This is a genomic window from Cupriavidus sp. IDO (assembly GCF_000812465.1).
Lineage (GTDB): Bacteria > Pseudomonadota > Gammaproteobacteria > Burkholderiales > Burkholderiaceae > Cupriavidus.
Map to the genome: position 1 here is coordinate 58923 of NZ_JWMA01000022.1, position 12765 is coordinate 71687.

At 67.3% G+C, this 12765-nt stretch carries 11 protein-coding genes; 2 read left to right on the forward strand and 9 right to left on the reverse strand.

Annotated features, from left to right (window positions below; genetic code table 11):
- Window positions 1-7: 7 nt before the first annotated feature.
- Complete coding sequence (locus RM96_RS07605; protein WP_039009421.1) at window positions 8-883, reverse strand: EamA family transporter; 876 nt, start codon at window positions 881-883, stop codon at window positions 8-10.
- Between the two features lie 178 nt (window positions 884-1061).
- On the opposite strand from RM96_RS07605, the gene RM96_RS07610 reads away from it, so the two are divergent.
- Complete coding sequence (locus tag RM96_RS07610; protein WP_039009423.1) at window positions 1062-1778, forward strand: SDR family oxidoreductase; 717 nt, start codon at window positions 1062-1064, stop codon at window positions 1776-1778.
- Between the two features lie 277 nt (window positions 1779-2055).
- Here RM96_RS07610 and RM96_RS07620 read toward each other — a convergent pair whose 3' ends face one another.
- The 6 genes from RM96_RS07620 to RM96_RS07645 form a co-directional block, all read right to left on the reverse strand.
- Window positions 2056-3678 carry an efflux transporter outer membrane subunit gene (locus RM96_RS07620; protein ID WP_238587141.1) on the reverse strand — a complete coding sequence of 541 codons (1623 nt, stop codon included), beginning with the start codon at window positions 3676-3678 and terminating at the stop codon, window positions 2056-2058.
- A gap of 30 nt (window positions 3679-3708) precedes the next feature.
- Window positions 3709-5670 (reverse strand): glycosyltransferase family 2 protein, encoded by a 1962-nt coding sequence (locus RM96_RS07625; protein ID WP_039009426.1) that lies wholly within the window; start codon window positions 5668-5670, stop codon window positions 3709-3711.
- 2 nt (window positions 5671-5672) lie between these two features.
- Window positions 5673-6962 carry a hypothetical protein gene (locus RM96_RS07630; RefSeq protein ID WP_052279373.1) on the reverse strand — a complete coding sequence of 430 codons (1290 nt, stop codon included), beginning with the start codon at window positions 6960-6962 and terminating at the stop codon, window positions 5673-5675.
- A gap of 82 nt (window positions 6963-7044) precedes the next feature.
- Complete coding sequence (locus tag RM96_RS07635) at window positions 7045-8382, reverse strand: HlyD family secretion protein (RefSeq protein WP_039009428.1); 1338 nt, start codon at window positions 8380-8382, stop codon at window positions 7045-7047.
- Window positions 8383-8799: 417 nt separating this feature from the next.
- Entirely contained in the window at window positions 8800-10254 is a 1455-nt protein-coding gene (locus RM96_RS07640; RefSeq protein WP_039009471.1) for an MFS transporter, read from the reverse strand.
- A 129-nt stretch (window positions 10255-10383) separates the two neighbouring features.
- Window positions 10384-10626 carry a DUF2789 domain-containing protein gene (locus RM96_RS07645; protein ID WP_039009430.1) on the reverse strand — a complete coding sequence of 81 codons (243 nt, stop codon included), beginning with the start codon at window positions 10624-10626 and terminating at the stop codon, window positions 10384-10386.
- A gap of 194 nt (window positions 10627-10820) precedes the next feature.
- Here RM96_RS07645 and RM96_RS07650 point away from each other — a divergent pair, with 194 nt between their 5' ends.
- Window positions 10821-11531, forward strand: a complete 711-nt coding sequence (locus RM96_RS07650; protein WP_039009431.1) for a DUF899 family protein — start codon at window positions 10821-10823, stop codon at window positions 11529-11531.
- Window positions 11532-11588: 57 nt separating this feature from the next.
- On the opposite strand, the gene RM96_RS07655 is transcribed toward RM96_RS07650, so the two are convergent.
- Window positions 11589-12290, reverse strand: coding sequence for an intradiol ring-cleavage dioxygenase (locus tag RM96_RS07655; RefSeq protein WP_039009433.1), 702 nt, complete (start codon window positions 12288-12290; stop codon window positions 11589-11591).
- Between the two features lie 32 nt (window positions 12291-12322).
- Complete coding sequence (locus RM96_RS07660) at window positions 12323-12532, reverse strand: hypothetical protein (protein WP_039009435.1); 210 nt, start codon at window positions 12530-12532, stop codon at window positions 12323-12325.
- Window positions 12533-12765 lie beyond the last annotated feature (233 nt).

Consider the following 12765-nt stretch of genomic DNA (forward strand, 5'->3'; position numbering starts at 1 on the left):
GGCTTCCTCAGGCGGGCTGCCGCTTGCCGCGCGCCGTGGCCGTGCAACCCACTGATGCAACGATGATGCAGCCAATGGCCAGCCATTGCCGGGCGTTCAGCTGCTCGTGCAGGAACACCAACCCCGCCAGTGCGCCCATTGCCGGCTCCATGCTGAGCAGGATGCCGAACGTGCGCCGCGGGAGGCGTTTGAGCGCCACCATTTCGAGCGAGTAAGGGATCGCGCTCGACAGCACGCCCACCGCAAGCCCGGCCGCCAGCAGCGACGGGCTGAACATCGTGGCGCCGGCGTGAGCCAGCCCGAACGGAAACACCACCAGCGCGGCCATCGTCAGGCCCAGCGAGGTCGCCTGCCCGCCATGGGCGTTGCCGGCCATCTGGCCGAAGATGATATATAGGGCCCATCCCACGCCCGCCGCAAGCGCGAAGCCGATGCCGACCGGATCGAGCGTGCCGGTGGCCTGGCCCAGCGGCAGCAGCATTACCAGCCCGATCACGGCAAATCCGATCCAGACAAAGTCGATGGCCTGGCGCGAGGACAGCACCGCCACCGCCAGCGGCCCCGTGAATTCGATCGCAATCGCCAGCCCCAGCGGAATGGTGCGCAGCGACATATAGAACAGCAGGTTGGTCGCGCCCAGCGCCGCGCCGTACAGGGCGATGGCACGCGCGTTCGCCAGGGTCAGCGGTATCCGCCAGGGCCGCCACACGCACAGCAGGATCAGGGCCGAGAAGCCCACGCGCAGCGCAGTGGTGCCCTGCGCGCCAAGCGCGGCAAACAGGCTCTTGGCGAACGAGGTGCCGATGCACAGCGAGGCCATCGAGCCGGTCAGCGCCAGCACGGCGACCAGGGTGGAGCTTTGTTTGAGGCGGGCGAGAGGCAATTGAGGTCCTGTTAAGCGGGCACTGCGTGGCGCTGCCGCATCTTGAACCATTCAGCCTTGCGTCGCCATATACGGCCAGGGGCGTCTGTCACCTGTACAGTTGCCGGCATTTCCGGCTTTCCCTTCCGGTGCCGCCGCGACTATGGTGGTAGCAGCGCAATGCTCAGGGAGCCGAAAGATGGAATCTGCCGCCGCTGTTCGTCATGTTGTCATCACCGGCGCCGCCGGCTCGCTTGGGCAGGCCGTCGCCAGCCGCTTTGCCGGCGAGGGCGCGCGCCTGGCGCTGATCGACCGCGATCTGCAGCACCTGCAGAGCGTCTTTGCCCACCCCGATGCCGACAGCGGCATGCTGCTGTTCGAGGCGGATGTCACCTCGGAAGCCAGCATGGGCAAGGTCGCCCAGGACATCCTCGGCACCTTCGGCGCGGTCGATGTATTGGTCCACGTAGCCGGCGGCTTCGAGATGGGCGACCCCACGCACGCCATCAGCCGTGAATCGTGGATGCGGATGATGGACCTGAACGCCTGGTCGCTGGTGGCGGTGACGCGGCATTTCATGCCGGCGATGCTGGCCCGGCACAGCGGCAAGGTGATTGCCGTGTCCGCGCGCGGCGCCAGTGCCGGTGCCGCGGCGATGGGGGCCTACTGCGCGTCCAAGAGTGCGCTGCAGCGGCTGGTGGAAAGCCTCTCGCGCGAGGTGCGGGGCGCCGGCATCAACGTAAACAGCATTGCGCCGGGCATTCTCGATACGCCCGCCAACCGGCGCGATATGCCTGCGGCCGATCCGTCGGTGTGGGTGTCCACGGGCGTGGCGGCACGGGTGGTCGCCTTCCTTGCCTCGGATGGCGCGCAGGCCATCCATGGGCAGCACGTGGTGCTCGATGGCCTGAGCTGAAAGCCGTTCCCGCTCGCCGTCCGGGTGTGCCGACGCGCTACTGAGGGCGCGCGCCAGCCCTTCGCCGCGGCCGCGCTGCAGGCCGGCGATTCAGCCTGGCTCTCCGGTGAGACAGGACACGGCTGGCGCGATGCCTGCGGCTTCCCGTACCGGCGAGAGGTGTGCCTTGTCGTGCTGGCGCTGACACGCGCCGGTGTTGCGTGGGCATGGCGGTTTCCGCTAATGGCGATTCAGCTGAAGGGCATCTGCCGCTGAGCGGCCGGCGGCAAGGCGGCTCTCACTGCCGGTTCGATGCCGCCACCGGAGCATTCGGTTGCGCGGCCACCGGTGCCTTCGGCTGCGCGGCCACTGGTGCCTTCGGCTGCGCGGCCACTGGCGCGGGCGGCGCAGTGGCGCCATCATCCTTCACTTCCCGCCAGCCGCCGCCGAGCGCCTTGTACAGCGAAACGCGGCTGGTCAGGCTGGCCAGCTGGTAGGTGATCAGCGACTGCTGCGCGCCATAGAGCTGGCGCTGGGCATCGAACACGCCGAAGTAGTCGTCCACGCCGTTGCGGAAGCGCATTTCGGAAAGCCGCCTGGTTTCGGTGCCTTCCTTCACCAGGGCTTCCTGTGCCTTGGCCTGCCGCTCGTAGGTGGCACGTGCCGCCATGCTGTCGGCCACTTCGCGGAAGGCGGTCTGGATGGTCTTCTCGTAGTTCGCGACAAAGATGTCCTTGCGCACCTTGGCCAGGTCCAGGCCGGCCTGGTTGCGCCCGGCGTTGAAGATCGGCACGGTGATCTGGGGCGCGAACACCCATGCCAGGCCGCCGGAGAAGAGCCCCGCCAGGCTGGTGCTGGCTGCGCCCACGGCGCCGGTCAGCGTGATGCTCGGGAAAAACGCTGCGCGAGCGGCGCCGATATTGGCATTGGCCGCCTTGAGTTGGTGCTCGGCATCGAGGATGTCGGGGCGGCGCTCAAGCAGGCTGGAGGGCAGGCCCTCCGGAAACTCCGCCAGCAGGTTGCTGCCATCAAGCGGTGCGGGGCCTGCCGCGGTTGCGGTGATGGGGTCGCCCACGGCATCGGGCAGCTTGCCGCCGATCAGCAGGCTCAGCGCGTTCTCGTCCTGCGCCACCTGCCGGGTGTATTGCTCCACGCCCACCTGCGCGGTCTGCACCTGCGTTTCCACGCGATGCTGGTCGATCTGCGCCATCGCGCCCGCGCGGCGGCCGCGGCTGACCATCTCGGCGGCGTCCTGCTGGGTCTTGAGCGTGTCCTGCGACAGCTTGAGCAAAGCCCGGTCCGCCAGCAGCGTCAGGTAGGCGTTGGCTACCTCCGCCACCAGGCTGATCTGCGCGCTGCGCCGTGCCTCCTCGGTGGCCATGTATTGTTCCAGCGCGGCGTGCTTGAGGCTGCGTACGCGGCCGAAGAAGTCCAGTTCGAAGGCGGTGAAGCCGATCCCGGCGTTATAGGTCGTGATCTGCGCCGGCTGGCCCGGCGCGCGGATCTTCGACGACAGCCGCTGCGCCACCAGGCCCGCGTTGGCGTCCACGGTCGGGAACTGCGCGGCGCGTTCGATCTGGTACAGCGCGCGCGATTCGTCGATGGCCAGCGTGGCCATGCGCAGGTCGCGGTTGTTGGCCAGCGCCAGTTCGATAAGCTGCCTCAGGTTCGGATCGACAAAGACATCGCGCCATCCCAGGTCAGCCGCCGAGGGGCCGGCGGGTTGTGGCTGGCCAGTCTGCCCAGGCTGCGCCGCCGCGCCAGGCTTCGCGCCGTTGTAGGCCGCGCCCTGCGGGTACGCGGACGGGATGGGCGCATCGGGACGCTGGTAGTTGGGCTCCAGGCTGCATGCGGCAAGTGCCACGGCAAGCGCGCACGGCAGCACGCGCATCGGATTGAAAGTCGGGGACAGGCTTCGCATGGGCAATCTCATTGTGGTTAGAAGACGCGCTCAACCCATCAGCGCGCGCCGCATGAAACGCGAGATCGCCAGGCGCGGGCGGCCCTGTCTGGCGATGTTGTGCGCCGGGTCGGTGAACAGCGTGCGGATCAGGCGATGGCGTGCCGCCATGTCCGCATGCAACGCGAGGCCCAGCAACTGGTCCTTGCGCCGCACGATCCGGCAAGGGACCCAGCCGGTCGGCGCCAGCCACACTGCGCCCTCGGCGTCGACCGGCATCATGGCCGCCAGCGGCGTGGTCACCGCCACGCCGTTGCACGACAGGTCGGTAGTGGTGACCTGGAGTTCGCGCTCGCCCACCCGCAGCATCGCGCGTGCCCGATAGGGAAAGCGCTCCTCCTTGCGCGGCCGCGGCAGCTCCACGCACACCAGCAGCGAGGCCAGGTAGAGCATCAGCGCAATGCCGGTCCAGACCGTGTTGAAGGCCAGCCCCTGCGAATCCGGGTCGGCCAGCAGCGCGTGGCCGAGCCCCAGTGCCGACAGCCCCGCCAATCCGGCATAGAGCGCGGCGAACTTGCCGTGGATGACTACCTTCGAACGGTCCAGCCCCTTGTTGGTGACCTTGAAAGGGCGCCCGAACGGCTTGAACATGGCACTGACCAGCGAAGCCGTCACCGCCATCGCGGCAACAATCTGCGTGACTTCCGTGAAGATCGGCAGCGCGCGCTGGCCGGTGATCCAGATGCTGTACGCCCAGTAGGCAACCAGTGCCGGCACGCCGTACGCAAGGAACTGCAGCGGCTCGCCGTAGAGCGTCGGCACGTCGAAGTACCAGTAGAGCAGCGGTCCGGCCAGCAGCATCAGCGTGAACGGGCGCGACAGCCAGTGCAGCAGGCCGTGCACGTAGTGCAGCCGCTGCACGAAGGTATAGCCGCGTCCGCGCAACGGCCCGTCCGCGGTCAGCGCAACCTGGATCGTGCCAAGGCCCCAGCGGCTGCGCTGGCTGATGTACTCGGGCAGGCCTTCCGCGGACAGGCCCACGCTGAGGCGCTCATTGAGCCAGCGGGTGATGTAGCCGTGTGGAAGCAGGCGGTAGGTCAGGTGGATGTCCTCGGTCACGGTGCCGGTCGGGAAGCCGCCGATCAGCTCGAGCAGGTCGCGCCGCACCACGAACGACGTGCCGATGCAGAAGGCCGAGCCCCAGGCGTCTTTGGCCGGCTGCATCACGTCGAAGAACGCGCGCTGCTCGTCCACCCAGCATTCCGTGGCGCGCAGGTTGTACTGGATGGGGTCGGCGTTGTAGTAGAACTGGGGCGTCTGCACCAGGCCCACCTTGGGGTCGTTGAACAGCCCGACCGTGCGCAGCAGGATGTTCCGGTGCGGGGCGAAGTCCGCGTCGAGCACCAGGATGTGGGGCGCGCCGCCCGACTCCGCGCTGAGACGCAACCCGTTGTTGAGATTGCCCGCCTTCGCATGCGTGTTGTCGGGCCGCGTGGCGTAGTGCGCGCCCACGCGTTCGCAGAATGCCTTGAGCCAGTCGCGCCGGGTATCGTCGAGCACCCAGACGCGGAAGTCCGGGTAGTCGATGGCGAGTGCCGACACGATGGTCTTCTCGAGGATGTCCAGCCCTTCGTTGTAGGTGGCGATGAAGATATCCACGCGGGGCACCTGCTGCGCGCGCCGCAAGGCGGCCTCGCCAGCGTCCGCGTCGGGGGAGTGGTTGCTGGTGCGCGACATCACCACGATGGAGATCAGCGTGTAGGCCAGCGTCATGCATTCGAAGGCGAAGAATACGTGCGCCCACACGCTCGCAAAGTCCATGTGGAACTCGGGCAGGGTCTGGGTGGCGCGCCAGATCAGGTACACCAGCAGCAGCACCGCGGTGATGCCGCCAAAGAGCATGCGGTCAGTCGTGCGGTCCTGCCGGCATAGCTGGCTGAGCATGATCACGGCCAGCAGCACGCCGCCGTTGATGACGAGCAGTGTCTGGTTTTCGAGGAACAGGGCGAACATCGTCACTCCTTGCGCGGGGGTACCGCGATGGTGGCGGTGCCGCACTGCGCGTCGAGGCAGCCGGCGGGCCGGAACGGGTTCCAGCGCGCGGCCGCAAGCACGGCCCACGCAGTGGCACCCAGGTGAGGCAGGTGGAAGTAATAGAAGTCGTCGGTGGTGGATGTGGGGCCAATCTGCAGTCCGGTGCGGATGCGAGTTTCCGGCGTGGCATAGAGCAGCCCGGACGGCGCGCGCTGCGAGAGCAGCAGGTCCCACAGCGGCTGGACTTCCTGCTCGCGCCCCATCGCCTGCAGCACCAGCGCGGCCTGCCCGGTGCCTTCGGTCCACACGCCGTCGGGGCTCGCCTTGAAGCCGTAGCCGTTGCGCACCTTGTGATGGCCGCCCACCCAGTCCAGGCTGCGGCGCCAGTCGGCCGGCGGTTCCGGGTCGGCAATCAGCGGCCACAATGCGGCGTCGAGTGCCGACGGTTCGCTGTTCAGCGTATGCCCGTCATCACGCGTGCCGATGACGAAGCGGCCCTCGCGCGGCTGCCACATCGCATCGACGAAGGCGCGCGAGCGCGCGGCAGCCTCGCGCCAGCGCGCGTCGCTGCGGTGGCGCGCCAGCCAGCTGAAGGCGGCGTAGGTATCGACGTTGTGCTCGGTGGATTTCCAGCCCTGGCGCGTCGGCTTGGGTTCATGGGCGAAGAAGCCGCCGATATAGCCCGCCGGCGCGGTGGCGTCGAACATGTTCGCCTGCACCCACCCCATCAGCGCGGCGGCGCCGTCCAGGTAGCGCTTGTCCTGCGTGGCCTCATAGACGGCCAGCAGCATCAGCGCAGCCCAGGCGACGTTGCCGGTGGCGGTGCCAACCTGGTAAGCATCTTCGAACCAGCGCTTGCTTGGCTCGTCCCACCAGCCCGGCAGCGGTGCCGGTCCCGGCGGCAGCGCCCCGGCGCGATAGGCATTGCGCAGGCGCGCGTCGTGGTAGTGGCGGTCCTGCTGGCTGGCCTGCAGCATGGCATCGGCAATGCGCCGCGCTTCGGGCACCTTGCGGCAGGCCACCAGCGCGATGCCGGCGAGCGCGTTGTCGTAGACAAAGGCGGCCTGGCGCAGGGCAGGCGCGAGCGGCTCGCCGCCAGGCGCAGGCTCATAGCTGCCGAGGAACACCGGGCCCGTGCCCGGCACCGCGCTGACGCGTCCCGCCAGCGTCTTGCAACCGTCAGCCAGCAAGCTGTCGCGCGCGGGCGGGCTTGCCGCGGCGGGCGCCGCGGGAAGCAGGCACAGTGTCAGCGCGAGCGTCGTGCAAAGCATGGTCCAGCGACGCGCGACACAAGGCTTGAGGGAAAGCGGATTGGGCTGGCGCATAGGCGTGCATTCCGGTGTCCATGTGCAATCAGGACAACGTGGTCCTCACGCGGCCCAGCCAGCTCTGGTCGAGCGAAACCTTGGCCCACCGTCCCATCGCGCAACGTCCCGAAGAGCCGTTGGTGGTCTTGCCCTGCACGTTGCCGAGCGGACGGTCCAGCTTGGCGATCACGTAGATCTCGTTCTTCTCGATCGGTGGGAACGGCACGAAGTAGCGCGCCTGTTCACCATCGGGCGCACGCGGCAGGACTTCCGCCACCGACGCCGCCAGCGCAACCGGCACGCCGTCTACCTGCACGCTCAGGCGCGCGCCCGGCAGCAGGTCATCGCTCAGGCTGCGCGGGAACACCGCCACCACGCGGGTCTGCGCGCAGTTGCTGGCGCGCGCAAGCGTGGCGCCTGCGGCGACCCGCATGCCGGGATGTGCAATCACGTCTTCGATCACGCCAGGCTCGCTCGAGCGGATCTCCAGGTTCGAAAGCCGGTCGATGCGTTCCTGCTCGGTCGCGATCAGCTGGTCGACCGACTTTCCGTATTCCTCGAGTTGCTGCAGCTCCGCAGTCAGTTGTGCGGCCTCCGCGCCAAGCAGCTGACGCCGCTGCGACAGCGTCGCCATCGGCCCGTCGGCGGATGAAGCGTAGACCTTGTTGCGCGAGGCTTCGCTTTCGCCAACGGCGCTTTCCAGCTCAGCCTTTGCCGCTGCCTTGGCGTTGGTCAGCATGGAAAGCTGGTAGCGTGACGCATTGGTATAGGCCTCGCTCACCGCGCCGGCCCATTGCATGTTCTGGTTGCGGTTGACCACTTCCTCCTGCTGGTCCACCTGTGCGTTGGCCGCGGCTACGCGCGCTTCAAGCCCCCGCACTTTTGCCGCGTGTTCGCGCTGCGCGGCGCCGTTGTACTTCTGCAGGTCCTGGTCGGTCGACGCCAGCAGGCGCTGGTTGCTCGCGAGCTTTGCCTTGGCGGCGTCATAGCGCTGCTGGGTGTCGAGCTTCTTGCCGGTGAGCTCGACCAGCAGCGAGCGGTCGATGTTGGGGTTCTGCACCGTCATCAGCGGCTGGTTGGCGGCAAAGGGTTGTCCCGCTGCCACCATCTGCTGCATCACGATCCCTTCTACCGGCGAAGTCACCAGGCTGACGGGACTGTTGACCACGGCCCGTTCCGAAGAACGCGTGAAGACATTGGGAAACATGATGGTGAGCACGGCCCAGATGATGAACAGCACCACGCCGTATCCGGCCATGCGCGGCACGATGTGCCACAGCGGAACGGCCACCGGCTGGCGGCGCTCCGGCACCCGTGCGTCGCCGTACGGCAGGCGGGCCGGTGCAGTGGTCTGTCTGGACAAGTTGTCGAGCTGGTCGGGCATTTCGTTTGTTCTCCGGCAAGCAGGTCAATGCACACTCGGCTGTCCGTTACCGCAACGCCGCGAGTGTTCGTAAGGCAAAACCAGTCCCTCGCGCAAGGGCAATTGCACGAAGCCCGGCTTGCATGTCCCCAGTTCAGCTTATTGTCTGCAGCGCATCTCGATCACGGCCATCGGCCACGTCGGAGCACCTTGCAAAGCGGACCGGCACACACCGGTCCGTTGGATCGCCCGTTACATCCGGGCACTTTCGTTCAATGGCCCTTGAGCCACGAATATGGCAACCCGTTGAAGCACTACATGAAATGAATTCGGGTTGCCGCGCTGGTGTTAAGGCTAGTCAAGTGTCTCCGCCCTTGCTGTAAGAATGTGTAAGGGCTGGCTGTAGCATCACTTAATTCTTGGATGTCTGTGTGGATATCACTCATCGAAGCTCAGGGGCGGCGCCACCTCTTCAAGCGGACGCCGTTCCGCATCAACGCCGAAACGCAGCGCCAGCAGTCCCGCAATCACCACCAGCGCGGCACCGATGCCGTAGCCCGCTGCCACCGCGCCGCGGCTGCCGCTTTCGATCAGCGTGCCGAGCAGCACGGGTGCCACGAAGCCGCCGGTTCCCGTGCCCACGGCATAGAAGACGGAAATGGCCAGGGCACGCATTTCCAGCGGGAATACTTCGCTCGCGGTGAGGTAGGCGGAACTCGCGGCTGCCGAGGCGAGGAAGAACACCGCGGACCAGCACAGTGCCTGGGTTCGCGCATCGAGCCACCCTTGCGTGAAGGCCCAGCCGGTCAGTGCCAGGCCGAGGCCGGAGAGCACGTAAGTGAGCGCGATCATGCGCCGCCGTCCGACGTGGTCGAACAGCGGCCCCAGCAGCAAGGGGCCGACGGCATTGCCGAGTGCGAACGGAAAGATGTACAGCGCGACGCGCGCGTCGGGCACGCCGTAGAAGCGGGTCAGCACCAGCGCGTAGGTGAAGAAGATGGCGTTGTAGAAGAACGCCTGCGCCACCATCAGCGCCAGCGTGATCACGCTGCGCCGCCGGTAGCGATGCACCAGCAGCCGCATGACGTCCCCGATGGCCGGCGCTGCCTGCTGCCGGAAGCCCATCCGCGTGCGCGTGGAAGGCACTGGCGGCAGCTCGCCGTGCGCAGCCCGGATGTCGGCTTCGATCGAGGCGATGACGCCTTCGGCTTCATCATGACGCCCGTGCGTGGCGAGCCAGCGCGGACTCTCCGGTACATGGCGCCGCACCAGCACGATGGCAATCGCGAGGATCGCGCCCAGCCCGAAGCAGACGCGCCATCCCCACACCGGCCCCAGCACGCGCGCATCGAGCAGCAGCAGGCTCAGGCCGGCGCCCAGCGCCGCGCCGAACCAGAAGCTGCCGTTGATGGCGAGGTTGACGCGCCCGCGCACGCGCGCGGGAATCAGTTCATCGATGGCCGAGTTGATCGCCGCGTACTCGCCCCCGATGCCAAGGCCGGTGCAGAAGCGGCATAGCGCAAACATCGTGAAGCCCGGCGAAAACGCCGTGGCGAGCGTTGCCGCCATGTAGACCAGCAACGTCGCCAGGAACAGCCGCTTGCGCCCGAGGCGGTCTGCCATCCGGCCGAACACCAGTGCGCCGATCACCGCGCCGAGGATATAGAGCGAGCCCGACCATCCGACTTGCCCCGCTGTCAGCGCCAGTGTGTCCTGCCGCTCCAGCACGGCGCCGACCGAGCCGACCAGCGTGACTTCGAGCCCGTCCAGGATCCATGCGACGCCCAGCGCAATCGCCACGCGCCAGTGCCAGCGCGACCACGGCAGGCGGTCGAGACGCGCGGGAATGTCGCTGCTGAAGCCGGTCGCGGAAGTGTGGGGCGGCGCGGACATGGATGCCGGTGGCGGTGGCCGGAGTGCGCGGGTCACCAGCAGGCTGAAGGACAACCTGGGTATTCCATCAATGTCTGCATGCCAGGAAAGCCGGACATGAAGACAAGGCGGCGCGCGACGGATCGGCCGTCAGGGCGCGGGCGACCTCAGTGCCGCATTGAGCTGGTCGACGATCTCGGCCCAGTCGGCATCTTCCTGGATCTCCTCGCGCAGCAGGGTCGCCTGCGCCGGCGTCCAGAACGGGGCGTCTGCGAGCATGACGTCGTCTGGCAGCGGCGAATGCGCCGCCAGGAATGCGCGGATGCCCTGTTCATCCGAAGGCAGGCCAAGTTGTGCAAACAATTCGGAAAAGCGGTGGAATGTCTGGTCCATGGTTGTGCCCTGTCATTGATGGGAGAGACTCAAGCAAGTGTAGAGCACGCGCCGCCCGCGCGGCCGCGCGTCGCGCGGAACGATTCGCCGCGCACGGACACGAACGATGATGGGGCCGTGGAGCCGATGCGGTCCGCCCGGCGGCGGGGAGCGCACATCTCCGCGGCAACCGCAAGCCCGACAGGAGGGTCGATATGCACGCGAATGCCAAACTCACGCCAGCCACGGAACTGGCGCAACGCAACCCCGTCCGCTTTCCCAATGAAAGCGCCGAGTACCGCCAGGCGCGCAATGCGCTGCTTGCAGAAGAGATCGACCTGCGGCGCCATATCGAGCGCGTGGCCGAGCAGCGCCGCCAGCTGCCGCCCGGCGGCGAGGTGACCAAACGCTATACCTTCGAGGGAGAAAACGGGCTCGTCACGCTCGCCGAACTGTTCGGCGACAAGGACACCCTTGTTATCTACAGTTACATGTTCAGGCCGCAGCGGGAAGAGCCCTGTCCGATGTGCACATCGCTGATGGGTTCGTGGGATCACAAGGTGCCGGATATCGAGCAGCGCGTGGCGCTGGCGATGGTCGCCCGTTCGCCAATCGACCGCCTGGTGGCCGCAAAAAAGGCACGCGGCTGGACGAAGCTGAAGGTCTACTCCGACCCAGACGGCGATTTCACGCGTGACTACGTCAGTCCCGAAGATGCCGACGTGCCCGCCTACACGGTTTTCACGCGCCGCGACGGCAAGATCCGCCATTTCTGGAGCGGCGAGATCTACGCCACCATGTCCGATCCCGGCCAGGACCCGCGCGGCGCGCCGGACCTGGATCCGCTCTGGACGTTGCTCGACACCACGCCGGAAGGCCGCGGCACTGACTGGTATCCGAAGCTCGACTACGGCACTGGCGGCTAGCGCGGGTCGATATGGCGGCCGCATGACAAGCAAACAGCGGGAAGCCGAGCGCCGCGCTCAGGCCCGCACGACCCCCACGGTGAAATCGCCCTCGAGCGTGTTGTCGGGGTCCGCCAGCTTGTGCACCCGCACAAGGTTGGGCCGGCTGCCGGCGATCGGATCCTGCGCATTGGCGCGCGTCGGCGCGCCGTGCGCGCGGTAGGCAGGATGGCTGCCCAGTACTTCGCGGTTGAGCGCGTCGCTGAAATAGAGCTGGCTGGTCAGCACTTCATTGCGGCCCAGCAGGATCTTGAAGTGGATGTGGATGGCGCGTGGCGCGTACCAGCCGGGATAGATCGATGTGAATGTGGCGACGCCGTCGGCGCCGGTTGGCTGCACACCGCGCAGGAAGCGCGCGGCCTTGCCGCCCCGCCTGCCTTCGCCGCTATAGCTGCCTTCCGCGTCGCAGTGCCAGACGCTGACCAGCGCACCGGGCACCGGCGCGCAGCCACGGTTTGTGTCGACCACCAGCAGGCGCAGACGTAGCGGCTGGCCGGGGCGGTCGTCGCGAATGTCCGCACGCACCAGCGCGTCATCCAGATAGAAAGGGCCTTCCGTGGCGGCGGGCGTGAGCAGGCAGGCTGCCGGTGGCAAATAGGCATCCGCCGGCGCAGCAAGCACAGGCTCCAGGCCTGCTGTTGCCAGCAGGGCACCGATTTGGCCAAGAAAGCGGCGGCGGGTCTGGTTCGAGGCTGATGCGGCACGCTCGCGGGCTTTCATCGCAACTCCGCATCATTGGCAGCGCCAGGCGGTCACCGCCCCATGGCTTTCAGCATCGAATAGCCGTGGCTGGTGATGCGCGGCGACTGGTGGCATCCGTGCAGGACTTCAAGCTGTACGAGTTGCTTGTCGACCAGCGCGTTGAGGTCGGCCGGATCGATCTGGCGGGAATCGGTGGAATCGAGGGAATCGGGACCATCGCTGATGAGTAGCAGCGTGGCAAGCTCATGCGGACTCAGCACGTTCGTCTCCTTGGCAAGAGGGGGGCGTTTGCTGGGATTGGCACGGCGCGTGACGCCGCGCAGGAGAAACGATACCGCAGAAGACGTTGCCTTGCTGACGTGCTGGCAAGTGCTCGCGTGCATGCTGCAGTGCGGCACACCGTCCCCGGCGGATAGATTGTTTGACGAGGCAGCGAAGGCCCGGTTCCGTACGAGAATTTGCGGTTACATATGGCCAGGGCGCCGTCTCGATG